Below are 25,673 nucleotides of genomic sequence, written 5' to 3' on the forward strand. Positions count from 1 at the left end.
GCGGATGATGGGTGAGTGTGATGCAAATTTGCATCGCTGTAGAGCGAAATTGCTGCGTTTAAATCACTGCGTGGCGCCCTATCCTTCAAGGCACTGAAACCATTGCTTGAGGAGCAACACCCATGTCCACACCAGCGGCCGAACAACCTGCAAACCCCCAACGCACCATGCGAGCCGTCGTGTTCGATGACTTCGGCGGCCCGGAAGTGCTGGTGGCGCGCGAGATCCCTGTCCCCGAGGTGCGCCCGCACGACCTGCTGGTGCGCAACGCCGCCATAGGCGTCAACCGGGCCGACCTGCTGCACCGCAAAGGGGCCTATGGCCGCGCCTACTTTGGCGATGCCGACACCATGGGGCTGGAGATTGCGGGCACGGTGGTCGCCATGGGGCCCGAGGTGCAAGGCTTTGCCGTGGGCGACCGCGTGATGGGCATCGTGGGCGGCGGGGCCTACGCCGAGCTGTCGCGCATCGACCACCGCATGGCCATGCCGGTGCCTGCGGGCATGGACTTGGTAGCCGCTGGCGCCGTGGCCGAGGTGTTCGTGACCGCGCACGAGGCGCTGTTCCACCTGGCGCGCTTGCACGCGGGCGAGTCGGTGCTGATCCATGCGGCGGCGGGCGGCGTGGGGTCAGCCGCCGTGCAGCTGGCCCATGCGGCGGGTGCGCGCGTGTTTGCCACGGCGGGGGGCGACAAGCGCGGCGCCGTGCTGGGCTGCGGGGCCGATGTGTTCATCGACTACCGCAGCGAAGACTTTCAGACAGTGGTGGAACAGGCCACCCAGGGCCGGGGCGTGGATGTGGTGATCGACTTCGTCGGGGCTCCATACCTGCAGCGCAACGTGCGGTCGCTGGCCGACGGCGGACGCCTGGTGTCGGTGGGGCTGCTGGGCGGTGCGCAGGGTGCGGAGCTGCCCATGGATGTGCTGCTGTACCGCCACCTGCAGATTTTTGGCACCGTGATGAAGTCCCGCCCGCCCGAGGTCAAGCAGGCCATGGTGCAGCGGTTTGCCCAGCAGTGGCTGCCAGCCTTGGCCGCTGGAGTGATCCGGCCGGTGATCGACAGCACATTTGCACTGGCCGATGCTGCACAGGCCCATCGGCGCATGGAGTCTGGCGCCAGCATCGGCAAGATTCTGTTGTTGCCCCAAGGGAGCTGAGCTGGCTGCGCCCTGCGCCACACCTTTGTGGCACAGGGCTGCCGGGGCCGTCCGCCTGGCCCCGCTTCGGTCCGCCTCAGCCCGCCGCGGCGGGCTTGCGGCACGCGGCGAACATGTCCAGCTCGGTGTTGTACGCCTCGGTCTTCACATCCATCAGGCCCAGTACCGAGTGGAAGTAGTGGTCGTGCGTGATGCGTCGCTCGCCCAGGTCTTGCTGCAGGCAGCCCGTGGCGAGGTGGGTGCGCGCCTGCATGGTGGGTGACAGCCAGGTGATCCAGGGCACGTGTTTTTGCACGTCGGGGGCAATGGAGTAGGGCAGGCCGTGCAGGTAGATGTTGTTCTCGCCCAGCGACTCGCCATGGTCTGCTACGTAAATCATAGCTGTCTGGGCATGTTTTTCCTGCGCTCCCAGCCACTGGAGCACTGAATCGAGGAAATGGTCGGTCTCGACGATGCTGTTGTCGTAGGCGTTGACCACCTGCTCGCGCTGGCATTCCTGCAAGGCAGTGGAGGTGCATTCGGGGCCAAACTTCTTGTTCTCGGGCGCGGAACGCTTGTAGTACGCGGGGCCGTGGCTGCCCATCTGGTGCATCACCACCACGGTGCCACGCTGGCGCTGCTCGGCGGGCAGGGCGGCGATCTGGGCGTCCAGGTCCTTGAGCATCACGCGGTCCAGGCACTCGCCGCCAGCGCACAGCGCGGGGTCTTTCTGGGTGCTGGTGATGGTCTCGCCCACGCGGTCGCACACGCCCTTGCAGCCCGACTGGTTGTCCACCCACAGCACCGCCAGGCCGGCGTGGTGCAGCACGTCGATCAGGCTTTCGTAGTTGGCCGAGCGGCCTTCGTAGCCTGTGCGGCCCAGGTGCGAATACATGCAGGGCACCGACGCGGCGGTGCTGGTGCCGCAGGACCAGGCGTTGCGAGCACTCACCAGGTCCTTGCGGGCCGACAGGCGGGGGGTGGTGTCGCGCTCATAGCCGTTCAGGCCAAAGTTGCCGCTGCGGCCCGTCTCGCCCAGCACCAGCACCAGCAGCGGGGGCTTGGCCTGGCTGGCGTAGCTGGCGCCCAGCTGGGCGTCACGGCCCAGGGGCAGGATCTTGCTGGTGTCCATGCGCAGGGGCTTGGTGGCAATGTTGCCCAGCGCGTACACGCTGTTGAGCGGGTTGATCAGGTAGCGCAGCTTGGTGTGGTTGCGCATGGTCGATGCAAAGTCCTGGAACACCAGCAGCAGGCACACCACGATGACGGCGATGGAGCCTGCCAGCAGCAGGCCGTTGTGCGCCACATGGCGCAACGCGGTCAGGCGCTGCACGGGGCGGCGGTACAGCCACAACAGGGGCGGCACGGCCAGGATGAGCACGGTGCCCAGCATGCGCAGGTTGAGCAGGTCGCCTGCTTCCTTCACGTCTGTCTGCATCACGTTGACCAGCATGCTGGCGTCGATGGCGATGCCGTAGGCCAGCATGAAGTACGCGCCAAACGCGGCCATCAGCACCAGCACCAGCACGGCGGGCTTGAGCGTCCAGCGCCAGGCCAGCAGGCTCAGCAGCGCGGCGTTGCCCGCTGCGACGATGAGCGCAAATGCCAGCGCAAAGCCCCAGCCACGCAGGCTGCCCTGGCCGGGCAGCTGGGCCACCTCTTGCCACAGCGGAACGTTGCAGGCCGTGGCCAGCCAGGTGCTGACCAGCACCACCACCCATGCGGGGTGCAGGGGGCGGGGTGCAGGGGAGGCGGAGGGAGGCTCCGAGCGTGAAGCCGAGGCAAAGGGCAGCAGGCGCCGCAGGGACAAAAGCATAGCCCGCTAGTGTGCTGCCAGTTGCTTAAGCGCGCATTAATGTCCGGCGCCAAGACCCCGCGCATGGTGGGCCAAATGGTCGCCCACAAAGCTCTGCACAAAGTAGTAGCCGTGGTCGTAACCCGTGTGCCGGCGCAGCGTGAGCGGCTGGCCGATGGCCTGGCACGCGGCCTCGAACAGGTGGGGGTGCAACTGGTCGGCCAGGAATTTGTCGTCCAACCCCTGGTCGATGAGGATACCTGCCGGGTAGGGCGCGATGGGCTGGTGCTGCATCAGCACCGTGGCATCGTGCTCCAGCCAGGTGGTGCGGTCGGGGCCCAGGTAACCGGTGAAGGCCTTTTCGCCCCAGGGGCACTGGGTGGGCGCGCAGATGGGCGCAAAGGCCGACACCGTCTTGAAGCGGCCGGGGTGGCGCAGGGCCAGCGTGAGAGCGCCATGGCCGCCCATGCTGTGGCCGAAGATGCCCAGGCGCTGCCCGTCGATGGGCAGGTGCTGGCCCACCAGGGGCAGCAGCTCTTGCAGCAGGTAGCTCTCCATGCGCCAGTGCGTGTTCCAGGGGCTCTGCGTAGCGTCGAGGTAGAAGCCCGCGCCCACGCCAAAGTCCCAGCTGGCCGTGGCGCCGGGCAGGGCCAACACGGCCTCGCCGCGCGGGCTGGTGTCGGGCGCGATCAGGGCCAGGCCCAGTTCGGCGGCCAGGCGCTGGGCTCCGGCCTTGATGGCAAAGGTCTCCTCGGTGCAGGTCAGCCCGGCCAGGTACAACACGGCGGGCACAGGGCCCTGTTGTGCCTGGGGGGGCAGGTACACCGAGAACTTCATCGGCAGGCCGATGGTGGTGGAGGTGTGCTGGTAAAAACGCTGCTCGCCGCCAAAGCAGGCGTGCTGGCTGAGCAGGTCCAGGGGAGTGGTCATGGTGTTTGCTCTTGAATTGATAGCTGCTCAGGCAATATTTCGTAGCGCTTGAGGCAGTTTTCGCGGGTAGGGAGCCTAAAAACCGGCTCCAGGCCGTTTGTCATGGCCCGCCAGGGCCAGCACCCAGAGTGCCCTGTGGTCTCAGGGGCTGTGGGCGCTGGCGCTGTGCAGGGTTAAGCAGCGTACTTGACGACCGAGCGGATGGACTTGCCTTCGTGCATCAGGTCAAACGCCTCGTTGATGTCCTTGAGGCCCATGGTGTGGGTCACAAAGGGCGCGAGCTGGATCTTGCCGGCCATTGCGTCTTCGACCATGCCGGGCAGCTCGCTGCGGCCCTTGACGCCGCCAAACGCCGTGCCCAGCCACTTGCGGCCGGTGACGAGCTGGAAGGGGCGGGCGCTGATCTCTTGCCCCGCGCCTGCCACGCCGATGATGACCGACTGGCCCCAGCCCCGGTGCGCGCATTCCAGTGCCGCGCGCATCACGTTCACGTTGCCAATGCACTCAAAGCTGTGGTCCACGCCCCAGGTCGTCATCTCCACGATGACCTGCTGGATCGGCTTGTCGAAGTCCTTGGGATTCACGCAGTCGGTGGCGCCAAAGGTGCGGGCCAGGTCGAACTTGGAGGGATTGGTGTCGATGGCGATGATGCGCCCGGCCTTGGCCAGCTTGGCGCCCTGGATCACGGCCAGGCCAATGCCGCCCAGGCCAAACACGGCCACCGTGTCGCCCTCTTGCACCTTGGCGGTGTTCTTGACGGCGCCCAGGCCCGTGGTCACGCCGCAGCCCAGCAGGCAGACCTGCTCGGGGTTGGCGTTGGGATTGACCTTGGCGAGCGAGACCTCGGCCACCACGGTGTATTCGCTGAACGTGCTGCAGCCCATGTAGTGGTAGATGGGCTGGCCGTTGTAGCTGAAGCGCGTGGTGCCATCGGGCATCACACCCTTGCCCTGCGTGGCGCGCACGCTCACGCACAGGTTGGTCTTGCCGCTCTTGCAGAACAGGCACTCGCCACATTCAGCGGTGTACAGCGGGATCACATGGTCGCCCGGCTTCACGCTGGTCACGCCTTCGCCCACTTCCACCACGATGCCCGCGCCTTCATGGCCCAGCACCACGGGGAACAAGCCTTCGGGGTCGTCACCGCTCAGGGTGAAGGCGTCGGTGTGGCACACGCCGGTGTCGGTGATCTTGATGAGCACTTCGCCCTTTTTGGGCGGGGCGACGTCGATCTCGACGATCTGCAGGGGTTCTCCAGCTTTGAAGGCTACGGCGGCACGGGATTTCATGGGGTGGTCCTTTCGGTCAATCGGGTAGGGAATGCGGGTGGGCGGTCTATTTGAGGTAGGAGCGAAGCAGCGCCAGCGTTTCGTCAATGGCTTGCTGGGACGGGGCCGGTTTTTCCGCCAGCGTCTCGCGCACGTGGCTGTCGAGCAGGTCGGCCATCAGTCCGTGCACGGCGCCACGCATGGCCGCCAGCTGCTGCAGGATGGGGGCGCAGTCACTGCCTGCCTCCACCGCGCGCTCCAGCGCCTCGGCCTGGCCCTTGATGCGGCGCAGCCGGGTGATGGCGCGTTGTTTGTCTTCGGCAGTGTGGGGCATGGGCAGGCGGCTGGCTGGTCGTTCACTATGGTGTACTGGGTGGCAGTATAAAAGACAAGCACATATGCTGATTGCGCTACAGGCATTAAAAGGGCTATTACTCAGGGGGAGTATTCGAAAATTGGCAGTGAACCCCTCTCGATGAGCCATGAAAAAAGCCCGCAGGCACTGCCTGCGGGCTTTGTGGGGTGCGGGAGCGGCGCAGTGCGCCGCACCGATCAGCGGCTGGCCAGGGGAGGCACGTCGCGGCGCACGGAGCCTGTGAACAGCTGGCGGGGGCGGCCGATCTTGTACTCGGGGTCGCCGATCATTTCGTTCAGCTGGGCAATCCAGCCCACGGTGCGGGCCAGGCTGAAGATGCCGGTGAACAGGTTCACTGGGATGCCGATGGCGCGCTGCACGATGCCGGAGTAGAAGTCCACGTTCGGGTAGAGCTTGCGCTGCACGAAGTAGTCGTCTTCCAGGGCGATCTTTTCCAGTTCCTTGGCCAGCTTGAACAGCGGGTCGTTTTCCAGGCCCAGCTCGGCCAGCACTTCATTGCAAGTCTCTTGCATGAGCTTGGCGCGGGGGTCGTAGTTCTTGTACACGCGGTGGCCAAAGCCCATCAGCTTGACGCCGGAGTTCTTGTCCTTGACCTGCTTGATGAAGTCGCCGATCTTTTCCACGCCGCCTTGGGCCTGGATGTCGTACAGCATGTTCAGTGCAGCTTCGTTGGCGCCGCCGTGGGCAGGGCCCCAGAGGCAGGCCACGCCCGCGGCGATGGCGGCGAACGGGTTGGTGCCCGACGAGCCGCACAGGCGCACGGTGGAGGTCGAGGCGTTCTGCTCGTGGTCAGCGTGCAGGATGAAGATGCGGTCCAGCGCGCGTTCCAGCACGGGGTTGACCTTGTACTCTTCGCAGGGGGTGCCGAACATCATGCGCAGGAAGTTGCCTGCGTAGCTCAGGTGGTTCTGCGGGTACATGTAGGGCTGGCCCATGCCGTACTTGTAGGCCATTGCGACCAGCGTGGGCATCTTGGCGATCAGGCGGATCGCGGCGATCTCGCGGTGCTGCGGATTGTTGATGTCCGTGCTGTCGTGGTAGAAGGCCGACAGGGCACCCACCAGACCGGTCAGCACAGCCATGGGGTGCGCGTCGCGGCGGAAGCCACGCAGGAAGAACTGCATCTGCTCGTTGACCATGGTGTGGTTGGTCACGCGGCTGGTGAAGTCGGTCTTTTGTGCTGCGTTGGGCAGATCGCCGTACAGCAGCAGGTGGCAGGTTTCCAGGAAGTCGCAGTTCTCAGCCAACTGCTCAATGGGGTAGCCGCGGTACAGCAACTCGCCCTTGTCGCCATCGATGTAGGTGATGGCCGACTGGGTGGCTGCTGTGGACAGGAAGCCCGGGTCATAGGTGAACATGCCCGTCTGCGCATACAGCTTGCGGATGTCGATGACGTCCGGGCCGATACTGCCCTGATAGACCGGCAGGTCCACGCTGGGGCTGCCGTTACTGAACGACAGGGTGGCTTTGTTGTCAGCTAGCTTCATTGTTACTTTCCTTGGGTAGGTTGCCGATACGAATCCGGTCTTGGTGCGAGGGCTGGGTGTCAGGCATGCACTGCCGTGGCGCCACCGCTTTGTCTCAGCATGCCGAGCACTTCACGCGCTTCTTGTGTGTCTTGGTCGCCCGAGGGCTCTCGCCGCCGCAGCAGCAGGTCCAGCAGGTCGTTGTCCGCCAGATCCATCAACGCGTTGAGGCCTTGCGCATGGCGCTGCGTCAGCGTCGATTCGAAGCGGTGGAAGAACTTCTCGATGAACAAGTCGTTCTCCAGCAGGCCGCGCCGGCAGCGCCAGTGCAGCTTGCTCAGCTCGCGTTCGTCCAGCAGCGGCGAGGCCGCCTCTGGCGCGATGGATGGGGTGGACAGCGTTTGCATGGACCAGTATGTGACAGGACCACGCTCAGATGGCGCGGCGCACCATCAATTCCTTGATCTTGCCGATGGCCCGGGTGGGGTTCAGACCCTTGGGGCACACGTCCACGCAGTTCATGATGGTGTGGCAGCGGAACAGGCGGTACGGGTCTTCCAGGTTGTCCAGGCGCTCCGTGGTGGCTTCGTCGCGGCTGTCGGCGATGAAGCGGTAGGCCTGCAGCAGACCGGCGGGGCCCACGAACTTGTCGGGGTTCCACCAGAAACTGGGGCAGCTGGTGGAGCAGCTGGCGCACAGAATGCACTCGTACAGGCCGTTCAGCTCTTCGCGCTCTTCAGGCGACTGCAGGCGCTCGGTTTCGGGCGGCACGTTGTCGTTGACGAGGTACGGCTTGATGGAGTTGTACTGCTTGAAGAACTGCGTCATGTCCACGATCAGGTCGCGGATGACTGGCAGGCCGGGCAGGGGCTTCAGTACCACGGTGCCGGGCAGCGTGTTCATGTTGGTCAGGCAGGCCAGGCCGTTCTTGCCGTTGATGTTCATGGCGTCCGAGCCACAAACACCTTCGCGGCAGGAGCGACGGAACGACAGGGTGGGGTCTTGCGCCTTGAGCTTCATCAGGGCGTCCAGCAGCATGCGTTCGCTGCCGTCGAGTTCGACTTCGACGGTCTGCATGTAGGGCTTGGCGTCCTTGTCAGGATCGTAGCGGTAGATTTGGAAGGTGCGTTTTGCCATGGTGGGTGCTCCTGTATCCGTTTAGAACGTGCGAACCTTGGGCGGAACTGAGTCCACGGTCAGGGGTTTGAGTTTGACGGGCTTGTAGGTCAGGCTGTTGCTCTCGCTGTGCCACAGGGTGTGCTTCATCCAGTTGGCATCGTCGCGGCCCAGTGGTGCCACTGGGTCGTCTGCGGGGCGCTCGTAGTCGCTCACGGTGTGGGCACCACGGCATTCCTTGCGGGCAGCAGCAGACACCATCGTGGCTTGCGCAGCTTCGATCAGGTTCTCGACTTCCAGCGCTTCGATGCGCGCGGTGTTGAACACCTTGGAGTGGTCCTTCAGGCCCACGCTATTCACACGGTTGCGCAGCTCGGCGATCTTCTTGACGCCTTCGTCCATGCTCGCTTGCGTGCGGAACACACCGGCGTGCAGTTGCATGCTGGCGCGGATGTCGTTGGCCACGTCCTGGGCATATTCGCCGCTGCTGGCGCCTTGCAGGCGGTTGAGGCGCTCCAGGGTGCGGTCGGCCGCATCCTTGGGCAGGGGCTTGTGGTTCTTGTTCTTGTCGTTGAACTCAGCGATGTGGTTGCCGGCTGCGCGGCCGAACACCAGCAAGTCCAGCAGCGAGTTGGTGCCCAAGCGGTTGGCGCCGTGCACCGATACGCAAGAGCATTCGCCCACCGCGTACAGGCCGTTGACCACGAGGTTGTCATTGCCGCCTTGCTGCACCACCACCTGACCATTGATGTTGGTGGGGATGCCGCCCATCTGGTAGTGGATGGTGGGCACCACAGGGATCGGTTCCTTGGTGATGTCCACGTTGGCGAAGTTGACGCCGATTTCGTACACCGAGGGCAGGCGCTTGTGGATGGTTTCTGCGCCCAGGTGGTCCAGCTTGAGCAGCACGTAGTCCTTGTTGGGACCACAGCCACGGCCTTCCTTGATTTCCTGGTCCATCGAGCGGGACACGAAGTCGCGCGGTGCCAGGTCCTTCAAGGTAGGCGCATAGCGCTCCATGAAGCGCTCACCGTTGCTGTTGAGCAGGATGGCGCCTTCACCGCGGCAGCCTTCGGTCAGCAGCACGCCCGCGCCGGCCACGCCGGTGGGGTGGAACTGCCAGAACTCCATGTCTTCCAGCGGAATGCCGGCGCGTGCAGCCATGCCCAGGCCGTCACCGGTGTTGATGAAGGCGTTGGTCGAGGCAGCAAAAATGCGGCCTGCGCCACCGGTGGCCAGCAGCGTGGTCTTGGCTTCAAGAATGTGCAGATCGCCGGTTTCCATCTCCAGCGCGGTCACGCCCACCACGTCGCCGTCGGCGTCGCGGATCAGGTCCAGGGCCATCCACTCCACGAAGAAGTTGGTGCGGGCCTTAACGTTTTGCTGATACAGCGTGTGCAGCATGGCGTGACCGGTGCGGTCGGCTGCAGCGCAAGCGCGTTGCACGGGCTTTTCGCCATAGTTGGCGGTGTGGCCGCCGAAGGGGCGCTGGTAGATCGTGCCGTCGGTGTTGCGGTCAAAGGGCATGCCCATGTGTTCCAGGTCGTACACGACCTTGGGGGCTTCGCGGCACATGAACTCGATCGCATCCTGGTCGCCGAGCCAGTCCGAGCCCTTGATGGTGTCGTAGAAGTGGTAGTGCCAGTTGTCCTCGGACATGTTGCCCAGCGACGCGCCGATGCCGCCCTGGGCAGCGACGGTGTGCGAGCGGGTGGGGAATACCTTGGAGAGAACCGCAACGTTCAGGCCCGCGCGGGCCAGTTGCAGGGATGCCCGCATGCCGGAGCCGCCGGCTCCGATGATGATGACGTCGAACTTGCGCTTGGTGATGTTGGCTTGTGTGTAGCTCATTGTGTACCTTCAATCGCGGGAATCAGAGACGCCACAGAACCTGGATGCCCCAGCCGGCGCAGCTGACCAGCCAGACAATGCTGAACACTTGCAGTGCCAGACGCAGGCCCACGGGCTTGATGTAGTCCATCAGGACTTCGCGCAGGCCGACCCATGCATGCCAGGCAATCGCGACGATCACGGAGAAGGTCAGCACCTTCATCCATTGGGCCGAGAAAATGCCCGCCCATTTGTCGTAGCCGATGGGGCCTTTGGAGAAGATGACCTGGGCCAGCAGGGCCAGGGTGAACAGTGCCATCAGGACTGCCGTGACACGCTGGCTGAGCCAGTCGCGCAGGCCATAGTGGGCGCCGACGACGACGCGCTTGGAACCGTAATTGACGGACATGGAAATTTCCTCTCGTTCTTCAACAGGCGCTGGCTGGCAGCGACCGCCGTTTTTGTGGGTTAATCAGTACAGACCGAAAAGCTTGGCGCCCAGCACCAGGGCCAGCCCAATGCTGATGACCAGAACGGTCAGGGCAGAGCTCTTGCCAAATTGCTTGTTCACGGCGCTGTGGCTCACGTCCATCCACAGGTGGCGCAGGCCGGCAGTGAAGTGGTGCAGGTAGGCCCAGATCAGGGCCAAAGCGACCAGCTTGATGAACCAGCCGGGCACAAAACCGATGCCGATATTGAAGGCCGCCGAGAATTTGGCGAACGAGATTTCGGAAGACACCGAGGTGTCGAACATCCAGATGATGAAAGGCAGCAGCAGGAACATGATCAGTCCGCTGGCGCGGTGCAAGATCGAAACCCACGCGGCAGGTGTCATGCGGTAGGTCGTCAAGTCCTTGAAGGCATTGATGTTGCGGAATTCAGGCCGTTTTTTGGCTAGTTCTGTCATTTCTGGTGCTTTCGTGGATGTAACTGCTTTGTAATTTGAAGATGCAAAGAACGCAAAATTCTATTGCAACGCAACACAAGGGTTTAGCCGGGCTTGAAATTTTCGACGTTAATGCTCGGGTGCCAGCCTGCTGTCAGCTCAATTCATTACGGTAGTGGTGGGTATCGGTGCGATACAGCCCGCGGCGTAACTCCATGGGAACATCGTTGTAGGTGTAAGCGATGCGCTCGACGCTCAGCAGCGGTGTGACAGGTGTGATTTGCAGCAGCTGGGCTTGTTCCTCGTCGGGCAGCACGGCGCGGATTTTTTCTTCGGCCCGCACCATGCGCACGCCAAAGTCGAGTTCGAACATGGCGTAGGTCGGTCCCTGGTAGTTGGCGAGCTGCTCGGCCGTCAGGCCTTTGAAGGCTTGTCCGGGCAGCCAGATGTCTTCCAAAATGGTGGGCACTCCTGCAAACGACAGGATGCGCCGTGCCTGCATGACGGCATCGCCGCTGCGCAGCGCTAGTGCGCGGGCCACATCGGCGTTGGCCCGCACGCGGCGGCAATCGATCACGCGGCGCTGCGCAGGGCCTTCCACGCGGGCGTCTCCGGTGTCGGGCAACAGCTTCAGAAATCGGTACTGCACATGCTGCTCGGCGTGGGTGGCGACAAAAGTGCCTTTGCCCTGCCGGCGCATCACCAGGTTCTCTGCGGCCAGTTCGTCAATCGCCTTGCGTACGGTGCCCTGGCTGACGCGAAAACGTGCAGCCAGCTCCATTTCGCTTGGGATGGCCTCGCCAGGCTTCCATTCGCCCTGCTGCAGGCTTTGCAGGATCAGCCCCTTGATCTGTTGGTACAGCGGGCTGAACGCTGGCGTGGCGGCTCCCGCTGCGCTCTGGGGGGGCGCGGGGTTGTCTGCTGCGAACGGAAGCGATGACATGGTGTGGGATCTGGAAGTTGTGCGTGTGTTGTGGTGCGGCAGTGCGGTTGCCACATGACAATCGAACGACAAACGGGGTGCAATCATATCTTATATAAGACATAAGACAAATTGACCGGGGTGTCCAATCAGGGGTAAACTCCAATGCTGTTTTGCGGGGCACGGGCTACTGGTGACAGGCGCTGGTGCTTGCGTTGCACTCACACCTGTTTTCCTCACTTCCTGGAGTTTTCACCATGAGCAAGAAGCCCGTTCGCGTTGCTGTCACCGGCGCCGCCGGTCAAATCGGTTACGCACTGCTGTTCCGTATCGCCTCCGGCGAAATGCTGGGCAAGGACCAGCCGGTCATTCTGCAATTGCTCGAAGTCCCTGTCGAAGGCCCTCAAAAGGCGCTCAAGGGCGTGATGATGGAGCTGGACGACTGTGCCTTCCCCCTGCTCGTCGAAATGACCGCCCACAGCGATCCCATGACGGCCTTCAAGGATGCCGACTATGCACTGCTGGTCGGCTCGCGCCCACGTGGCCCTGGCATGGAGCGTGCCGAACTGCTGGCCGTCAACGGCGCCATCTTCACGGCGCAAGGCAAGGCCCTGAATGCCGTGGCTTCGCGTGACGTGAAGGTGCTGGTGGTGGGCAACCCTGCCAACACCAATGCCTACATCGCCATGAAGTCGGCCCCTGACCTGCCACGCAAGAACTTCACGGCCATGCTGCGCCTGGACCACAACCGCGCTGCCAGCCAGATCGCCGCCAAAACCGGCAAGGCTGTGGCCGACATCGAAAAGCTGACCGTGTGGGGCAACCACTCGCCCACGATGTACGCTGACTACCGTTTTGCCACCATCAAGGGCGAAAGCGTGGCCAAGATGATCAACGACCAGGAGTGGAACGCCAACACATTCCTGCCCACCGTTGGCAAGCGCGGCGCCGCCATCATTGAAGCCCGTGGCCTGTCGTCGGCAGCCTCTGCAGCCAATGCAGCCATCGACCACATGCGCGACTGGGCCCTGGGCACCAACGGCAAGTGGGTCACCATGGGTGTTCCATCCAACGGCGAATACGGCATTCCCAAGGACACGATGTTTGGTTTCCCCGTGACCTGCGAAAACGGCGAGTACAAGATTGTTGAAGGTCTGGACATCGACGCGTTCTCGCAAGAGCGTATCAACATCACGCTGGCCGAACTGCAAGGCGAGCAAGACGGCGTCAAGCACCTGCTGTAATCAAGCTGGTAAACGACGCGATGCAGCCGACGCCTTTGGCATCGGGCCTTCGGGCCGTCCAAGCCTCTGTACCGGGGCCGGGCGTTGCGTCCGTCCATCCGCGCGATGTGTTGCTCGGCGCCCAGGCGCAGACTGGTTTTCTGCCAGTCTGCGACCACTACAGCGGCGTGGAAGTGCGCATGCGTAAAAGCCTGCAATTGCAGGCAGAGATGACGCAGGAATTTGGCACCTGCGTCTTTGATGTCACTCTCGATTGTGAAGATGGCGCGCCCGTCGGGCTGGAGTCCCAGCATGCGTCGCTGGTGGCACGCTTGGCAGCCGCTGCGGCTCCAGAGGCTCGGGTAGCGGCTCGTGTTCATGCGGTGGATCACCCCGCTTTTGCCAATGATGTCGCCACCATTGCGGGCGAGGCAGGACACAGGCTGTGCCATCTCATGGTGCCCAAGGTCGAGTCGGTGGATGATGTGCTGATGGCTGAACGTGCGTTGGAGCGCGCGTCGGCGGCTCATGTGCCTCTGCATGTGTTGATCGAGTCCCCCGCTGCCGTGCAGCGCGCGTTTGAAATCGCTTCCCATCCCCGCGTCCAGAGCCTGAGTTTTGGCCTCATGGATTTTGTGTCCGCCCATGGAGGCGCCATTCCCGCGCAGGCCATGACCTCTGCCGGGCAGTTCACGCACCCGTTGGTGGTGCGAGCCAAGCTCGAAATCGCCTCGGCCTGCCACGCGCATGGCAAGGTGCCGTCCCATTGCGTGGTGACTGAGTTTTCGGACATGGCAGCCCTGCAAGGTGCTGCCGGCCGCGCATCGCGCGAGCTGGGCTACACACGGATGTGGAGCATCCATCCGGCGCAGATCCGCACCATCCTGCAGGCCTTTGCGCCCCTGCAGGACGATATCGACACCGCAGCCCGGATCATTTCGGCGGCAGCCTTGGAGGACTGGGCACCCATCAGTGTGGATGGGGTATTGCATGACCGTGCCAGCTACCGCTTTTATTGGCAGATTCTGGAGCGCGCCCACAGCACTGGGCGCGCACTACCCTTGGCGGTGCGTCACTGGTTTGACGCATCGACTCTCGTTCCATCGTGAACACCCCTGGATATTTCCACGCAGGACTTCCCATGAAATTCGTCATTGCCTCCGCTCTCATGTTGCTGGCTCCGGCCTTTGCTTTGGCACAAACAACAGCCCAGCCAGCGGCCAAGTCCGACACCAAGGCTGCAGCCAAACCCGCTGCCAAGCCAACCGCCAAGCCAACCGCCAAGACGGCCGCCAAGCCAGCAGAGGGCAAGACCGCAGCCAAGGCTCCCGCCAAGAGCCATGCCACTGCCAAGGCCGAACCCACCAGCAGCCGTACCCAGCTCAAGAGCGCCACCAACCAGGTGGCGGCTGGCATCATCGCCGCTGAAGCGGCTCTGTCGCCTGCCGAACTGGCGATTGCGGAGCGCGTGCACGTGGGGCGCATGCCCTGCGAGCTCGGGGCTTTTGTCACTGTGACAGCCGATCCCGCCACCCCAGGCCACTTCCATGTGGAAGGCAAGGGTTTCAAGTACTACATGTCGCCGGTGGCGACGACCACGGGCACGGTGCGCCTGGAGGACGCCAAGGGTGGTGCCGTGTGGCTGCAGATCGCCAACAAATCCATGCTGATGAACCAGCGCGCTGGTCAGCGTCTGGCTGACGAGTGCATGAGCCCTGAACAGGTGGTGGTAGCAGAAGCCATCAAGAAGAACCCGCCTGTGAGCGTGCTGGACCCGCTGCCCGCCACCAAATAAAAACTGCGCGCACCCATCAACGACTGGTGTGTGCCGAGCCCACCGCTACACGCTACGCCCCACTTTAGAACGCAACTGGAGAAAACAATGTTGAAAGCCTACCGAGACCATGCTGCCGAACGCGCCGCACTGGGTATCCCCCCTCTGCCCCTGGACGCCAAGCTGGTGGCTGAGCTGATCGAATTGATCAAGAACCCACCCGCTGGTGAAGAGGCCTTTTTGCTGGACCTGCTCACCCATCGCGTGCCGCCTGGCGTGGACGACGCTGCCAAGGTCAAGGCCAGCTTCCTGGCTGCCGTGGCGCACGGCGACATCACCGTGGGTCTGATCTCCAAGGCCAAGGCCACGGAACTGCTGGGCACCATGGTGGGTGGCTACAACGTGCACCCGCTGATCGAGTTGCTGGACGATGCCGAAGTGGCTGGTGTGGCCGCAGAGGGTCTGAAGAAGACGCTGCTTATGTTCGACTTCTTCAATGACGTCGCTGTGAAAGCCAAGGCAGGCAACGCCAAGGCGCAGGAAGTCATCAAGAGCTGGGCCGATGCCGAGTGGTTCACCACCCGTCCTGAGGTCGAGAAGAAGATTACCGTCACGGTGTTCAAGGTGCCCGGTGAGACCAACACCGACGACCTGTCGCCCGCACCGGATGCCTGGAGCCGCCCAGACATCCCGCTGCACTACCTGGCCATGCTGAAGAACACCCGCCCTGATGCGGCGTTCAAGCCCGAAGAAGACGGCAAGCGTGGTCCGATGCAGTTCATCGAAGACCTCAAGAAGAAGGGCAACCTCGTGGCCTACGTGGGCGACGTGGTGGGCACCGGTTCCAGCCGCAAGTCGGCCACCAACAGTGTGATCTGGGCCACGGGCCAGGACATCCCGTTTGTGCCGAACAAGCGTTTTGGTGGTGTCACGCTGGGCGGCAAGATCGCTCCCATCTTCTTCAACACGCAAGAAGATTCGGGCTCGCTGCCGATCGAAGTCGATGTATCCAAGCTCGAAATGGGCGACGTGGTCGACATCCTGCCCTACGACGGCAAGATTGTGAAGAACGGCGCCACCGTGGCCGAGTTCAAGCTCAAGAGCGATGTGCTGTTTGACGAAGTGCGTGCCGGTGGCCGTATCAACCTCATCATCGGTCGTTCGCTGACGGCCAAGGCCCGCGAGTTCCTGGGCCTGTCAGCATCCACGCTGTTCCGTCTGCCCCAGGCGCCTGCTGCGTCGAACGCAGGCTTCACTCTGGCCCAGAAGATGGTCGGACGTGCTGTCGGTCTGCCAGAAGGCCAGGGCGTGCGCCCCGGTACCTACTGCGAGCCCAAGATGACCACCGTGGGCTCGCAAGACACCACGGGTCCCATGACCCGCGACGAGCTGAAGGATCTGGCCTGCCTGGGCTTCTCGGCCGATCTGGTCATGCAGTCGTTCTGCCACACGGCTGCCTACCCCAAGCCTGTGGACGTGAAGACCCACCGCGAACTGCCCGCGTTCATCAGCAACCGCGGCGGCGTGGCCCTGCGCCCCGGCGACGGCGTGATCCACAGCTGGCTCAACCGCCTGCTGCTGCCTGACACCGTGGGTACGGGTGGCGATTCACACACGCGTTTCCCCATCGGTATTTCGTTCCCGGCAGGCTCTGGCCTGGTGGCTTTCGGCGCTGCGACGGGTGTGATGCCTCTGGACATGCCCGAGTCGGTGCTGGTGCGCTTCAAGGGCGAAATGCAGCCGGGCGTGACGCTGCGCGACCTGGTGCACGCGATTCCGCTGTACGCGATCAAGGCTGGTCTGCTCACGGTGGCCAAGGCGGGCAAGAAGAACATCTTCTCGGGCCGCATCCTCGAAATCGAAGGCCTGCCCAACCTGAAGGTCGAGCAAGCGTTTGAGCTGTCGGACGCTTCGGCAGAGCGTTCCGCCGCTGGTTGCACCATCAAGCTCAACCCCGAGCCGGTCAAGGAATACCTGACCAGCAACGTGGTGCTGATGAAGAACATGATCGCTGACGGCTATGCCGACGCCCGCACGCTGCAACGCCGCATCGAGAAGGTCGAAGCCTGGCTGGCCAACCCCAACCTGCTCGAAGCCGACAAGGATGCGGAATACGCCGCAGTCATCGAGATCGATCTGGCCGACATCAAGGAACCCATCCTGTGCTGCCCCAACGACCCCGACGACGCCAAGACCCTGTCGGAAGTGGCTGGCACCAAGATCGATGAAGCCTTCATTGGTTCTTGCATGACCAACATCGGCCACTTTCGCGCAGCTGCCAAGCTGCTGGGCGGCAGCCGTGACATCCCCGTCAAGTTGTGGGTGGCACCGCCCACCAAGATGGACGAGAGCGAGCTGATCAAGGAAGGCCACTACGCCAACTTTGGTGCTGCTGGTGCACGCACCGAAATGCCCGGCTGCTCGCTGTGCATGGGTAACCAGGCCCAGGTGCGCGAAGGCGCTACCGTGGTGTCCACCTCCACCCGCAACTTCCCCAACCGCCTGGGCAAGAACACCAACGTGTTCCTGGCCTCTGCCGAGCTGGCCGCCATTGCGTCCAAGCTGGGCAAGATCCCGACGGTGACCGAGTACCACGAAGCCATGGGCATCGTGAACAAGGATGGCGCTTCGATCTACAAGTACCTGAACTTCGACCAGATCGAAGAGTACGCGGACGTGGCCAAGGGCGTGGCCGCCTGATCGCATCCTCGCGACGATGCTCCCGCGCAAAGCGGCCCCTCGGGGCCGCTTTTTTTTGGTGCGCCCCACGGTCCGTGGTGTTGCACTTCGATCGGTTCGTGCGTGCCTTGAGGAGAACGGGGAGGAGGCCACGGCACTTCTCGCGGAACGTTCATTCTGTGTTGCACTCAGAGTCCGCAGAACCATTCCAACACGGCACTACGATGTTCAAGTCCTTCTTTTTCGCCCGCCGCTGGTGGGCCTGGTCCATCTTGGGTTCTCTCGTCATTCTTCTGGCCACGGCTTACCGTGTGCAGCTGGACGTGCAGATCAACGACTGGTTCGGCAGCTTTTACGATCTCATACAGGAGGCTCTGGGTAAGCCTGGCAGCATCACCGCAGAGCAGTTCTGGGGACAGCTTTCAACCTTCGCGCGCATTGCCATGATCTATGTGACGACGGCGGTGCTGGCGGATTTTTTCAGCAAACACTACATCTTTCGTTGGCGGCAGGCGATGAATGAGCATTACATGGCGGCCTGGCCACGCCTGCGGCACATCGAGGGTGCGGCACAGCGTGTGCAGGAGGACACCATGCGTTTCGCCCGCACGATGGAAGATCTGGGCCTGAGTTTCATGCGCAGCCTCATGACGCTCGGGGCCTTTCTGCCGGTGCTCTGGACGCTGTCCGACAAAGTCACTGCGCTGCCCTTGATCGGCGCCGTTCCGCATTCCCTGGTCTGGGTCGCACTGGCCTGGTCACTGGGGGGCACGCTGCTGCTGGCCTGCGTGGGTGTGAAGCTACCGGGGCTGGAGTTTCACAACCAGCGGGTGGAGGCGGCGTACCGCAAGGAGCTGGTGCTGGGCGAGGACGACCCGAACCGGGCTTCTCCGCCCACGGCGGCTGAGCTGTTCGCGGGTGTGCGCCGCAATTACTTCCGGCTGTTTTTCCACTACCTGTACTTCGATGTGGTGAAGTGGTCTTACCTGCAGGTGAGTGTGCTGGTGCCCCTGGTGGCTTTGGGCCCCACGCTGATCGCGGGGGTGATCACCCTGGGGGTGATGCAGCAGATTGCCCGGGCCTTTGACAAGGTGCTGGAGTCGTTCCAGTTTCTGGTGCTGAACTGGAGCACGGTGGTGGAACAGATATCGATCTACAAGCGTTTACGCGCTTTCGAGCAGCAGATGCTGAAGGCGGTGCCTGAGGCTGCCTGAGTGCTGTTTGGGAGCCGCAGGAGCGCGTGACCGGCCGTGCAGATTGCGCACCGCGAGATGGATCGGCACCGAAACAGGGGAGGGCGGGTCCAAAGCCGTTGCGGCTAACGCACCTGTTTCTTTTCGAGCTTGCGTGTGAGGGTGCGGCGGTGCATACCCAGGCGCCGCGCGGCCTCTGACAGGTTGAAGCCTGTTTCAGCCAGCACCTCGTTGATGCGTTCCCATTCCAGCGTCTTGATGGAACTGGAACGGTTGGTCAGTTCCACCTCGGCATTGCCTTCTTTGAGCCCAAACGCAGCTTCAATGTCGTCGGTGTTGGAGGGCTTGGCGAGATAGTGGCACGCGCCCAGTTTCACGGCTTCCACGGCGGTGGCAATGCTTGCAAAACCCGTGAGCACCACGATCAGCATCTCGTCGTCAGCGGCGTGCAGTGTCTGCACGCAGGCCAGGCCTGAGGCCTCTCCCTTGAGCTTGAGGTCCACCACCGCATACCCGGGCTGGTGCTGCTCCAGCAACACCTCTACGTCGGCCAGGCTCGCTGCCTGCAACACGCTATAGCCGCGCCGTTCAAACGAGCGGGCCAGCGTGCGCGCAAAGGCTTCGTCGTCCTCGACGATCAGCAGCTGTCGTTGCGCTTCTTCAGTGTCCACGGTGGGTTCTTTCGTTCATTCATACCTTCGGGGGGAGCGCAATCGAGGCCAGGGGCAATTCGATGGTCACCTGTGCGCCCCCTTCGGGACGGTTGCGCGCCTCCACGCTGCCACCCAGGGTTCGGGCCACGTTCAGCACCAGATACAGCCCCAACCCTCCGCCAGGGCGGTTTTTGGAGGACTGGTAGGGCGTACCCAGTTTGGACAGCATGTCGGGCGCAAAGCCGGGGCCAGCATCGGTCACGGTCATGCACAAGGCGTCTGCATTGCGCGTAACCGCCAATCTCACCCAGCCTGGCGAGGCGTCGCGAGCATTGTCCAGCACATTGAAAACCATTTGCTTGAGGGTGGTGTCCGACACCATGGGGGTGTCGGTGCCGAAGTCGTTGTCGTAGTCAAACTGGGGGATCGTGCGGGTGCTGCGCCACTCCTGTGCCAGCGCATCGACAAACTTGCGCACAGTGGTCTGCACCGACGCCTCGCCGCGCGTTTCACCCGCCGAGAGCAGGATGCCGCTCACGATGCTCTTGCACCGTTGCACCTGGGTCTGCATCTCGGCAATGTCTTCCTTGAGAGCGGCGTTGCTGGCCAGTCGCTTGTCGTGTTGCCAGTCGCCCAGGATCACCGCAAGGGTGGACAGCGGGGTGCCCAGTTCGTGCGCAGCGCCGGACGCCAACAGGCCCATGCGCACGATGTGTTCTTCTTCCACGCGGCGCCGGCGTGCGGCCGCCAGGCGGGCATCGCGCTCGCGCAGGTTGCGGTTGATGCGGGTGATGAACACCATCACCAGCGTGGCGTTGAGCACAAAACACACCAGCAGCCCAAGCACATACAGGCTCGACAGGCCCTGGTGCAGATCCTGGGGCAGGGCCAGTGGCAGGTGGTGATCTGCCAGCGCCGCAAAGCACAGGACGGTGATGATCACGATGGACCAGATGTAGGCACCGCGCAGCAGCACGGCGCCGAGCGTGATCTGCAACAGGTACAAGAACACGAAGGGGTTGCTGGTGCCCCCGCTCAGGTACAGCTGCACCGTGAGCACCGCCACGTCAATCAGCAGCGCCAGAAAGAGCTCCACATTGCGCACCGCGCGGCCCGTGCGCAGGCGCAGCAGGCTCACCACGTTGAAGACCGCCAGGCAGCCGACCACGAGCAGCATCTCCTGCAGCGGCAGCTTCAAGCCCAGGCTGTAGTGCGCCATCTCGATGGTGAACACCTGGCCCACCACTGCAATCCAGCGCAGCTCTATCAGTTGCTGGAGGTTCTTGATCCCGGCGGCGGCGTCGGCGGAACGTGCATTGCGCGGCGCAGTGGCCAGCGCAGGGTCAGGGCGTTGTGGGAGGGTGTTCATCGTTGGTCGGGAGGCGGCTGGCGGCCCGTGCGCCCAGGCGGCGCTCATAGCGTGCCACATACCAGCCGGCAACGACAACCATGAGCGCAAGACCATACCAGGTCAGGGCGTACACCAGGTGGCTGTTGTGGAACCGGATGACGGTCAGGCCAGCGCGGGGCCAGCCGGAGGCGGCTGAAGACGCCGCTGCGGTACCCGGAAGTCCGGCGTCCACAAAAAATGGAGCCGCCCGGGTCAGACCCAGCGCGCTGCTGATGGCCGCCACGTCGCGCGAGTACCAGCGCTGTTGCGCCGGGTCGTTGGTGCGCAGAAAGCCGCCGCCCGGCTCTGGCATGCGCAACAGCCCCTGGACGGTGGCCGTACCATCGGCGGGTGGCTGGGCCTCCAGCCATTGGGCGCGTTGCTCCTGGGGCACAAAGCCCCGGTTCACCAGCACCTGGGTACCGTCATCCCGTTGCAGGGCCGTCATCACCCAGAACCCCGCGCCCAGCTCGGTGACCGCCTGCGTCAGCACCGTTTTGCCGGGCAGCCAGTGGCCCTGAAAGACCACCGGCAGGTACTCATGCTGTGCGGCACGGATGTCAGACCATTGCTCCACAGGGGGCAGTGCGGCTGGTGCGGCGTGCACCCGTTGGTCTACTCTTTCGATGAGGTCCAGCTTCCAGGCACGGCGCTGGACCTGCCAGGTGCCCAGCGACACAAAGCCCAGGAACAGGGCCATGCCCAGCACCAGCAGGACTGCGCGGCGCAACCCCCGGCGCGGCAGTGCCATGATGGTGGGGGCTGCAGGCATCAGGGCGTGGAGTGTCCAGGCGCCTCGTGCGTGGGCGGCGTGGGCGTGGGGTGCTCGGGCATCATGTTGGCGTTCATGTGGAACATCACCCACAAGGTCCCCGCGATGGCGATGGCCACGAACACCACGGTGAAGATGGTGGACAGCAGCGTCCAGCCGCCTTCGATCTTGCCGTTCATGTGCAGGAAGAACACCATGTGCACCAGGATCTGGATCACGGCGAAGCCGCCCAGCACCAGCACAGCCGTGTTGCGGTCCGCAATCACCTTGGCCATCACCAGCCAGAAGGGAATGGCCGTGAGGATGACGGACAGCACAAACCCCATCACATAGCCCGAAAAGGTGCTGTGGGGGCCTGCGTCGTGGTGGTGATCGTCATGCCCATGCCCATGCGCATCGTGCGCGTGTGTTGCGTGTTGTGCGCTCATTTACAGCACCCCCATCAGGTACACAAAGGTGAAAACGCCGATCCAGACCACGTCCAAGAAGTGCCAGAACATGGACAGACACATCAGGCGGCGGTTGTTCTCGGGGATCAGGCCATGCTTGCCAATCTGGACCATCAGCACCACCAGCCAGATCAGGCCGAAGGTGACGTGCAGGCCGTGGGTGCCCACCAGCGTGAAGAACGCCGACAGGAAGGCACTGCGCTGCGGGCCTGCGCCCTCGTGCAGCAGGTGGGAGAACTCATACAGCTCCAGGCCCAGGAAGCACAGGCCAAACACGCCCGTGACCGCCAGCCACAGCAGCGTGCCCTTCACGTCGCCCAGCTGCTTGCGCAGCATGGCAAAACCGAAGGTGATGGACGACAGCAGCAGGAAGGCGGTGTTGATGGCCACTAGGGTCAGGTCGAACAGCTGCGCGCCGGTGGGGCCTGCGGCATAGCTGCGGCCCAGCACGCCGTAAGTGGCGAACAGTGCTGCAAAGATGAGACAGTCGCTCATCAGGTACAGCCAGAAACCCAGGGCCGTGCCGTTTTCAGGATGGGGCTCGTGCGCGAGGTGGTACTCGCGCGGGGCCAGGGCGCCTGCTGCGGCGCCAGCGTGGATGCGGATATCAGACATGGCGGGCCAGTTGGAGTGTGCGGGCTTCTTCGGTGGAGATCACTTCGGATGCCGGGATGTAGAAGTCACGCTTGTAGTTGAACGTGTGGATGATGGCGGCCAGAACGACGGCCGCAAACGAGACGCCCGCCAGCAGCCACATGTGCCAGATCAGTGCAAAGCCGAACACCAGCGACAGCCCCGAGATCACCACGCCAGCGCCGGTGTTGGCAGGCATGTGGATGGGCTGGAAGCCCGCCAGAGGACGCTTGTATCCGTGCTTCTTCATGTCCCACCACGCGTCGATCTCGTGCACCACAGGGGTGAAGGCGAAGTTGTAGTTGGGTGGAGGCGAAGAGGTGGCCCATTCCAGCGTGCGGCCGTCCCAGGGGTCGCCCGTCCAGTCGCGCAGTTGTTCGCGCTTGAGGAAGCTGACCACCAGCTGGATCAGGAAACAGCCAATGCCGGCGGCAATCATGGCAGCGCCGATGGCAGCGATGACGAACCAGATCTGCAGCGACTGGTCTTCGAAGTGGTTGGCACGACGGGTGACACCCATCAGGCCCAGCACATACAGCGGCGTGAACGCCACCCAGAAGCCCACCAGCCACAGCCAGAAGGAGCGCACGCCCCAGGTGCGGTCCAGCTTGTAGCCAAACGCCTTGGGGTACCAGTAGTTGATGCCGGCAAACATGGCAAACACCACGCCGCCGATGATCACGTTGTGGAAGTGGGCGATCAGGAACAGGCTGTTGTGCAGCACGAAGTCGGCCGGGGGCACGGCCAGCAGCACGCCGGTCATGCCGCCGATGGCAAACGTCACCATGAATGCCACGGTCCACATCATGGGCAGCTCAAAGCGGATGCGGCCCTTGTACATGGTGAACAGCCAGTTGAAGATCTTCGCGCCCGTGGGGATCGAGATGATCATCGTCGTGATACCGAAGAAGGTGTTCACGCTGGCACCCGAACCCATGGTGAAGAAGTGGTGCAGCCACACCAGGTACGACAGGATGGTGATACACACCGTGGCATACACCATGGACGTGTAGCCGAACAGGCGCTTTTTGCTGAACGTGGCGACCACTTCGGAGAACACACCGAACGCGGGCAGCACCAGGATGTACACCTCAGGGTGGCCCCAGATCCAGATCAGGTTCACGTAGAGCATGGGGTTGCCGCCCAGCTCGTTGGTGAAGAAGTTGGTGCCGACATAGCGGTCCAGCGACATTAGCACCAGCGCGGCCGTGAGCACGGGGAACGACGCCACGATCAGTGCGTTGGTGCACAGGGCGGTCCAGGTGAACACGGGCATCTTCATCAGGCTCATGCCCGGCGCGCGCATCTTGATGATGGTCACGATCAGGTTGATGCCCGAGAGCGTCGTGCCCACCCCCGCTATCTGCAGCGCCCAGATGTAGTAATCCAGGCCGGTGCTGGGGCTCTGCGCCCCCAGGTTGGATAGTGCCAGCCAGCCGGAGGTGGAGAACTCGCCCAGGAACAGCGACACCATCACCAGCACGGCGCCGGCAGTGGTCATCCAGAAGCTGAAGTTGTTCAGGAACGGGAACGACACGTCGCGCGCGCCGATCTGCAGCGGCACCAGGTAGTTCATCAGGCCGGTGACCAGCGGCATCGCCACGAAGAAGATCATGATCACGCCGTGGGCGGTGAAGATCTGGTCGTAGTGGTGCGGAGGCAGGTAACCCATGTTGTCGCCAAAGGCCATGGCCTGCTGCAGGCGCATCATCACGGCGTCGGCAAAGCCGCGCAGCAGCATCACCAGGCCCAGGATCATGTACATGATGCCGATGCGTTTGTGGTCAATGCTGCAGATCCAGTCGCGCCACAGGGGGCCCCATAGGCGGAGCTTGGTGATACCGGCCAGAACGACCAGGCCGCCCAACACCACGGCAATGAAGGTGGCCAGCACGATGGGCTCATGCGCCATCGGTACGGCGTCCCAGCTCAGGCGGCCCAGCGCCCAGTGGGATGGAGAAAGGGTTTCGGAGGACATAGGAGTGCTCATTGACGGATGCTGGCGCCAGTCGTTGGTGCCGGTACGTTGCGGGTTTCGAGTGCGGCCACCACCTGGGCGGCGTTTTGCACGGTGCAGACGTCCTGGGGCAGGTTCAGCCCTGCAGCGCGCATGTAAGCGTCGCCACCCAGAGCATCGATGGCCATCATGTGGTGCATGCACATCTTTCCGTCTTCGACGCAGCGGTTGAGCACCTTGTCGTACAGGCCTTCTTCCACCGAGGCAAAGCGCTGCACCGGATCACGTTCGCTGGGCTTGACCAGGTTCAGGTAGGTGCCCTTGTCCAGGGGCTTGCCTTCGGTCTTGGCCTTTTGCACCCACTGGGCAAAGTCCTCGTTGCTCAGGCCATGGAACTTGAACGTCATGCCCGAGAAACCCGCGCCGCTGTAGTGCGACGACATGCCCTTGAACACGCCAGGCTTGTTGATCACCGCGTTCAGCTCGGTCTGCATGCCGGGCATGGCGTAAATCATGCCGGCAAGGTCTGGCACGTAGAACGCGTTCATGGTGGATGTGGCCGTCAGCTTGAACAGGATCGGGCGGTCCACCGGGGCCGCCACTTCATTCACGGTGGCGATGCCTTGCTCGGGGTAGAAGAACAGCCACTTCCAGTCCATGGCCACTACCTGCACTTCAAGCGGCTTCACATCGGCGGGGACGGCGCGCTGCGCGTCGATGCGGTCGAGAGGTCGGTAGGGGTCCAGCTTGTGGGTGCCGATCCAGGTGATGGCGCCCAGCGCAATGATGATCAGCAGCGGCACGGTCCAGATCACCAGCTCCAGCGTGGTGGAGTGGTGCCATTCCGGGTCGTACTCGGCCTCGGTGTTGCCCTGGCGGTATTTCCAGGCAAACAGCAGGGTGAGCGCGATCACGGGCACGATGATGATCAGCATCAGCAGCGTGGCGGTGATGACCATCTGGCCTTGCTGGGCAGCGACGTCACCGGCAGGGTTGAGCACGACAGCCTTGCTGCAGCCTGCCAGGCTACCCAGCGCTGTCAAGGCGAGCAGCCAGGTGGGCCCACGAAGTTGGGGAAGTTTGAGCATGTGTAGAGCGCGATCAATGCGTTTCAGGGTAAACGCGGATAACGGGATGTGTGCGAATGTACTAGCGCTAGCTTTTTTGTCGATTGGACATTTTGTCCAAGGTCAAAAGCGCAGGCTGTTTTTGCACCAATTTGGTG

Annotated in this window: 24 protein-coding genes; 6 read left to right on the top strand and 18 right to left on the bottom strand. The window is 63.2% G+C overall.

Annotated features, from left to right (window positions below; all coding sequences use genetic code 11):
- The first annotated feature begins 122 nt into the window (after nucleotides 1–122).
- Entirely contained in the window at nucleotides 123–1,157 is a 1,035-nt protein-coding gene (locus ASD75_RS16345; protein WP_056747011.1) for an NAD(P)H-quinone oxidoreductase, read from the top strand.
- A gap of 76 nt (nucleotides 1,158–1,233) precedes the next feature.
- Here ASD75_RS16345 and ASD75_RS16350 read toward each other — a convergent pair whose 3' ends face one another.
- The 11 genes from ASD75_RS16350 to ASD75_RS16400 all read right to left on the bottom strand — a co-directional run bounded on the left by ASD75_RS16350 (nucleotide 1,234) and on the right by ASD75_RS16400 (nucleotide 11,746).
- Nucleotides 1,234–2,952 (bottom strand): phosphoethanolamine transferase, encoded by a 1,719-nt coding sequence (locus ASD75_RS16350; RefSeq protein WP_056747012.1) that lies wholly within the window; start codon nucleotides 2,950–2,952, stop codon nucleotides 1,234–1,236.
- Between the two features lie 36 nt (nucleotides 2,953–2,988).
- Entirely contained in the window at nucleotides 2,989–3,861 is an 873-nt protein-coding gene (gene fghA, locus ASD75_RS16355) for an S-formylglutathione hydrolase (protein ID WP_056747013.1), read from the bottom strand.
- A gap of 173 nt (nucleotides 3,862–4,034) precedes the next feature.
- Complete coding sequence (locus tag ASD75_RS16360; protein WP_056747014.1) at nucleotides 4,035–5,150, bottom strand: S-(hydroxymethyl)glutathione dehydrogenase/class III alcohol dehydrogenase; 1,116 nt, start codon at nucleotides 5,148–5,150, stop codon at nucleotides 4,035–4,037.
- A gap of 46 nt (nucleotides 5,151–5,196) precedes the next feature.
- A complete protein-coding gene (locus tag ASD75_RS16365; protein ID WP_056064906.1) occupies nucleotides 5,197–5,463 on the bottom strand; it encodes a metal/formaldehyde-sensitive transcriptional repressor in 267 nt (88 codons plus the stop codon).
- Nucleotides 5,464–5,681: 218 nt separating this feature from the next.
- On the bottom strand, nucleotides 5,682–6,992 hold the full coding sequence (locus ASD75_RS16370; protein ID WP_056064903.1) for a citrate synthase: 1,311 nt from the start codon (nucleotides 6,990–6,992) through the stop codon (nucleotides 5,682–5,684).
- Between the two features lie 59 nt (nucleotides 6,993–7,051).
- Nucleotides 7,052–7,378 carry a succinate dehydrogenase assembly factor 2 gene (locus tag ASD75_RS16375; protein WP_056747015.1) on the bottom strand — a complete coding sequence of 109 codons (327 nt, stop codon included), beginning with the start codon at nucleotides 7,376–7,378 and terminating at the stop codon, nucleotides 7,052–7,054.
- A 25-nt stretch (nucleotides 7,379–7,403) separates the two neighbouring features.
- Nucleotides 7,404–8,108 carry a succinate dehydrogenase iron-sulfur subunit gene (locus ASD75_RS16380; RefSeq protein WP_015015057.1) on the bottom strand — a complete coding sequence of 235 codons (705 nt, stop codon included), beginning with the start codon at nucleotides 8,106–8,108 and terminating at the stop codon, nucleotides 7,404–7,406.
- A 21-nt stretch (nucleotides 8,109–8,129) separates the two neighbouring features.
- A complete protein-coding gene (gene sdhA / locus ASD75_RS16385; protein WP_056747016.1) occupies nucleotides 8,130–9,938 on the bottom strand; it encodes a succinate dehydrogenase flavoprotein subunit in 1,809 nt (602 codons plus the stop codon).
- A 22-nt stretch (nucleotides 9,939–9,960) separates the two neighbouring features.
- Nucleotides 9,961–10,326, bottom strand: a complete 366-nt coding sequence (gene sdhD, locus ASD75_RS16390; protein ID WP_015015055.1) for a succinate dehydrogenase, hydrophobic membrane anchor protein — start codon at nucleotides 10,324–10,326, stop codon at nucleotides 9,961–9,963.
- Between the two features lie 63 nt (nucleotides 10,327–10,389).
- Nucleotides 10,390–10,824 carry a succinate dehydrogenase, cytochrome b556 subunit gene (gene sdhC / locus ASD75_RS16395; protein WP_056064896.1) on the bottom strand — a complete coding sequence of 145 codons (435 nt, stop codon included), beginning with the start codon at nucleotides 10,822–10,824 and terminating at the stop codon, nucleotides 10,390–10,392.
- 133 nt (nucleotides 10,825–10,957) lie between these two features.
- On the bottom strand, nucleotides 10,958–11,746 hold the full coding sequence (locus tag ASD75_RS16400) for a GntR family transcriptional regulator (protein WP_056747017.1): 789 nt from the start codon (nucleotides 11,744–11,746) through the stop codon (nucleotides 10,958–10,960).
- A gap of 236 nt (nucleotides 11,747–11,982) precedes the next feature.
- Between ASD75_RS16400 and ASD75_RS16405 the strand changes: the two genes are divergently transcribed.
- The 5 genes from ASD75_RS16405 to sbmA all read left to right on the top strand — a co-directional run bounded on the left by ASD75_RS16405 (nucleotide 11,983) and on the right by sbmA (nucleotide 18,615).
- Nucleotides 11,983–12,969: a malate dehydrogenase gene (locus ASD75_RS16405; RefSeq protein WP_056064888.1), complete on the top strand. Its 987-nt coding sequence runs from the start codon at nucleotides 11,983–11,985 to the stop codon at nucleotides 12,967–12,969.
- Between the two features lie 20 nt (nucleotides 12,970–12,989).
- Nucleotides 12,990–14,057, top strand: a complete 1,068-nt coding sequence (locus ASD75_RS16410; RefSeq protein ID WP_156401039.1) for a CoA ester lyase — start codon at nucleotides 12,990–12,992, stop codon at nucleotides 14,055–14,057.
- A 32-nt stretch (nucleotides 14,058–14,089) separates the two neighbouring features.
- On the top strand, nucleotides 14,090–14,743 hold the full coding sequence (locus tag ASD75_RS16415) for a hypothetical protein (protein WP_056747018.1): 654 nt from the start codon (nucleotides 14,090–14,092) through the stop codon (nucleotides 14,741–14,743).
- 87 nt (nucleotides 14,744–14,830) lie between these two features.
- Nucleotides 14,831–17,422: a bifunctional aconitate hydratase 2/2-methylisocitrate dehydratase gene (acnB, locus tag ASD75_RS16420; protein ID WP_056747019.1), complete on the top strand. Its 2,592-nt coding sequence runs from the start codon at nucleotides 14,831–14,833 to the stop codon at nucleotides 17,420–17,422.
- Nucleotides 17,423–17,625: 203 nt separating this feature from the next.
- Entirely contained in the window at nucleotides 17,626–18,615 is a 990-nt protein-coding gene (gene sbmA, locus ASD75_RS16425) for a peptide antibiotic transporter SbmA (protein WP_056064875.1), read from the top strand.
- A 104-nt stretch (nucleotides 18,616–18,719) separates the two neighbouring features.
- Here sbmA and ASD75_RS16430 read toward each other — a convergent pair whose 3' ends face one another.
- From ASD75_RS16430 to cyoA, 7 genes are read right to left on the bottom strand one after another with little or no spacing between them, the layout of a single operon-like run.
- The gene (locus tag ASD75_RS16430) at nucleotides 18,720–19,265 is read right to left on the bottom strand and encodes a response regulator transcription factor (RefSeq protein WP_056064872.1); all 546 of its coding nucleotides are present in this window, start codon (nucleotides 19,263–19,265) and stop codon (nucleotides 18,720–18,722) included.
- Nucleotides 19,266–19,284: 19 nt separating this feature from the next.
- On the bottom strand, nucleotides 19,285–20,616 hold the full coding sequence (locus ASD75_RS16435; protein ID WP_056747020.1) for an ATP-binding protein: 1,332 nt from the start codon (nucleotides 20,614–20,616) through the stop codon (nucleotides 19,285–19,287).
- Nucleotides 20,591–21,409, bottom strand: a complete 819-nt coding sequence (locus tag ASD75_RS16440; protein WP_056747021.1) for an SURF1 family protein — start codon at nucleotides 21,407–21,409, stop codon at nucleotides 20,591–20,593. The genes ASD75_RS16435 and ASD75_RS16440 overlap by 26 nt, the downstream gene beginning before the upstream one ends.
- Nucleotides 21,409–21,837, bottom strand: coding sequence for a cytochrome o ubiquinol oxidase subunit IV (gene cyoD / locus ASD75_RS16445; RefSeq protein ID WP_056747022.1), 429 nt, complete (start codon nucleotides 21,835–21,837; stop codon nucleotides 21,409–21,411). Before cyoD ends, ASD75_RS16440 begins: the two co-directional genes overlap by 1 nt.
- Complete coding sequence (gene cyoC, locus ASD75_RS16450) at nucleotides 21,838–22,473, bottom strand: cytochrome o ubiquinol oxidase subunit III (protein WP_015015041.1); 636 nt, start codon at nucleotides 22,471–22,473, stop codon at nucleotides 21,838–21,840. It lies immediately after the preceding gene.
- The gene (gene cyoB / locus ASD75_RS16455; RefSeq protein ID WP_056747023.1) at nucleotides 22,466–24,469 is read right to left on the bottom strand and encodes a cytochrome o ubiquinol oxidase subunit I; all 2,004 of its coding nucleotides are present in this window, start codon (nucleotides 24,467–24,469) and stop codon (nucleotides 22,466–22,468) included. The genes cyoC and cyoB overlap by 8 nt, the downstream gene beginning before the upstream one ends.
- 8 nt (nucleotides 24,470–24,477) lie before the next feature.
- Nucleotides 24,478–25,536 carry a ubiquinol oxidase subunit II gene (gene cyoA / locus ASD75_RS16460; protein WP_056747024.1) on the bottom strand — a complete coding sequence of 353 codons (1,059 nt, stop codon included), beginning with the start codon at nucleotides 25,534–25,536 and terminating at the stop codon, nucleotides 24,478–24,480.
- Nucleotides 25,537–25,673 lie beyond the last annotated feature (137 nt).

Source organism: Acidovorax sp. Root568 (assembly GCF_001427445.1).
Taxonomy (GTDB): domain Bacteria; phylum Pseudomonadota; class Gammaproteobacteria; order Burkholderiales; family Burkholderiaceae_C; genus Acidovorax; species Acidovorax delafieldii.

Coding starts and splice junctions, on each gene's coding strand:
- cyoD (WP_056747022.1), bottom strand. CDS start 21,837: ATGAGCGCACAACACGCAACACACGCGCACGATGCGCATGGGCATGGG.
- sdhC (WP_056064896.1), bottom strand. CDS start 10,824: ATGACAGAACTAGCCAAAAAACGGCCTGAATTCCGCAACATCAATGCC.
- ASD75_RS16435 (WP_056747020.1), bottom strand. CDS start 20,616: ATGAACACCCTCCCACAACGCCCTGACCCTGCGCTGGCCACTGCGCCG.
- sdhA (WP_056747016.1), bottom strand. CDS start 9,938: ATGAGCTACACACAAGCCAACATCACCAAGCGCAAGTTCGACGTCATC.
- ASD75_RS16365 (WP_056064906.1), bottom strand. CDS start 5,463: ATGCCCCACACTGCCGAAGACAAACAACGCGCCATCACCCGGCTGCGC.
- ASD75_RS16360 (WP_056747014.1), bottom strand. CDS start 5,150: ATGAAATCCCGTGCCGCCGTAGCCTTCAAAGCTGGAGAACCCCTGCAG.
- ASD75_RS16440 (WP_056747021.1), bottom strand. CDS start 21,409: ATGCCTGCAGCCCCCACCATCATGGCACTGCCGCGCCGGGGGTTGCGC.
- ASD75_RS16415 (WP_056747018.1), top strand. CDS start 14,090: ATGAAATTCGTCATTGCCTCCGCTCTCATGTTGCTGGCTCCGGCCTTT.
- ASD75_RS16410 (WP_156401039.1), top strand. CDS start 12,990: ATGCAGCCGACGCCTTTGGCATCGGGCCTTCGGGCCGTCCAAGCCTCT.
- ASD75_RS16380 (WP_015015057.1), bottom strand. CDS start 8,108: ATGGCAAAACGCACCTTCCAAATCTACCGCTACGATCCTGACAAGGAC.
- cyoC (WP_015015041.1), bottom strand. CDS start 22,473: ATGTCTGATATCCGCATCCACGCTGGCGCCGCAGCAGGCGCCCTGGCC.
- acnB (WP_056747019.1), top strand. CDS start 14,831: ATGTTGAAAGCCTACCGAGACCATGCTGCCGAACGCGCCGCACTGGGT.
- ASD75_RS16400 (WP_056747017.1), bottom strand. CDS start 11,746: ATGTCATCGCTTCCGTTCGCAGCAGACAACCCCGCGCCCCCCCAGAGC.
- sbmA (WP_056064875.1), top strand. CDS start 17,626: ATGTTCAAGTCCTTCTTTTTCGCCCGCCGCTGGTGGGCCTGGTCCATC.
- sdhD (WP_015015055.1), bottom strand. CDS start 10,326: ATGTCCGTCAATTACGGTTCCAAGCGCGTCGTCGTCGGCGCCCACTAT.
- ASD75_RS16405 (WP_056064888.1), top strand. CDS start 11,983: ATGAGCAAGAAGCCCGTTCGCGTTGCTGTCACCGGCGCCGCCGGTCAA.
- ASD75_RS16345 (WP_056747011.1), top strand. CDS start 123: ATGTCCACACCAGCGGCCGAACAACCTGCAAACCCCCAACGCACCATG.
- cyoA (WP_056747024.1), bottom strand. CDS start 25,536: ATGCTCAAACTTCCCCAACTTCGTGGGCCCACCTGGCTGCTCGCCTTG.
- ASD75_RS16350 (WP_056747012.1), bottom strand. CDS start 2,952: ATGCTTTTGTCCCTGCGGCGCCTGCTGCCCTTTGCCTCGGCTTCACGC.
- ASD75_RS16370 (WP_056064903.1), bottom strand. CDS start 6,992: ATGAAGCTAGCTGACAACAAAGCCACCCTGTCGTTCAGTAACGGCAGC.
- fghA (WP_056747013.1), bottom strand. CDS start 3,861: ATGACCACTCCCCTGGACCTGCTCAGCCAGCACGCCTGCTTTGGCGGC.
- cyoB (WP_056747023.1), bottom strand. CDS start 24,469: ATGTCCTCCGAAACCCTTTCTCCATCCCACTGGGCGCTGGGCCGCCTG.
- ASD75_RS16375 (WP_056747015.1), bottom strand. CDS start 7,378: ATGCAAACGCTGTCCACCCCATCCATCGCGCCAGAGGCGGCCTCGCCG.